Origin of the sequence: Ruminococcus sp. B05, from assembly GCF_003628495.1 — a bacterium.
GTDB classification, from domain to species: domain Bacteria; phylum Bacillota; class Clostridia; order Lachnospirales; family Lachnospiraceae; genus Schaedlerella; species Schaedlerella hominis.
The window spans coordinates 1-1034 of record NZ_RBZR01000065.1; the positions used below are offsets into that span (position 1 = coordinate 1).

The 1034-nt window shown below is 38.5% G+C and carries 2 protein-coding genes; both read right to left on the reverse strand.

The genetic code is table 11. The features are described from left to right. Window positions 1–668: glucose 1-dehydrogenase (locus D8Q48_RS16985; protein ID WP_121057394.1), on the reverse strand; the 668-nt coding region annotated here is incomplete at its 3' end. Window positions 669–821: 153 nt separating this feature from the next. Then, window positions 822–980 (reverse strand): rubredoxin, encoded by a 159-nt coding sequence (locus D8Q48_RS16990; protein WP_121057319.1) that lies wholly within the window; start codon window positions 978–980, stop codon window positions 822–824. Between the last annotated feature and the right edge of the window lie 54 nt (window positions 981–1034).

Sequence of the window (1034 nt, forward strand, 5' to 3'; positions counted from 1 at the left end):
GCATTGGCAATATCTTCTGGCTGTCCAAGACGACGCAATGGAATTCTTTCAATCATAGGTTCGATAACTTCCTTTGGCACGGCCTTCATCATATCAGTTTCTGTAATCCCAGGTGCAACAGCATTAACACGAATACCTTTAGGTCCTAGTTCTCTTGCTAATGATACAGTCAATCCGTTTACCGCAAACTTCGATGCCGGATAAGCAAACCCACTTGGCTGTCCCGAAATACTCACCATGGAAGAAGTTGAGAGAATGACCCCCTTGCCTCTTGCCACCATACATTCTGCTGCTACACGAGTAGTATTAAATACTCCTTTTACATTTAGATCCATGACTTTATCAAAAGTCTCCTCTGTATAATCCATAAATGAGGTGTTTTCTGAAATCCCTGCATTATTTACCAGTATGTCGACACATCCATATTTTTCAGTTGCCTCTTTAAAAGCCTTTCTGACAGACTCCATGCTTGCCAGATTTGGACTAATTCCAGCAACTATTGCATTGGGATATTTTTCTTTTAATTTATCTACAGCAACATCTGCCGATTCCTGTGAACTTGCTGCCAACACAACTGAAGCACCTTCCTTCAAGAATTTATCAGCTGTAGCAAATCCTATACCACGGCTTCCACCCGTAATGATTGCAACTTTATCTTTTAATCTCATTTAGACTACCTCCTTACTTTGTTTGTAGTTACATTATAAGCAAAAGGTAAATCATTTTCTGTGATATCATCACAAACTATCGCAATAAAAAACCCTGTTGCTCACACGCACCAGGGTTTTTGTTTATCTATCCGTATTTAAATAATCAGAATTTTATTCAACTTCTGAAAACTGATCTTTTCCAACATCACATAATGGGCATTCAAAATCTTCTGGAACGTCCTCCCACTTTGTTCCTGGTGCAATACCACCTTCTGGATAACCTTCCTCTTCATCATATTCCCATCCGCAAACGTCACATACATATTTCATTAGTTTGTTCCTCCTTATAAATATATTAATACACAGCATATATTACTGTTGTAT

What these genes read in the sequence shown, in the direction of transcription:
- D8Q48_RS16990 (WP_121057319.1), bottom strand. Translation starts at nt 980, where the DNA reads ATGAAATATGTATGTGACGTTTGCGGATGGGAATATGATGAAGAGGAA.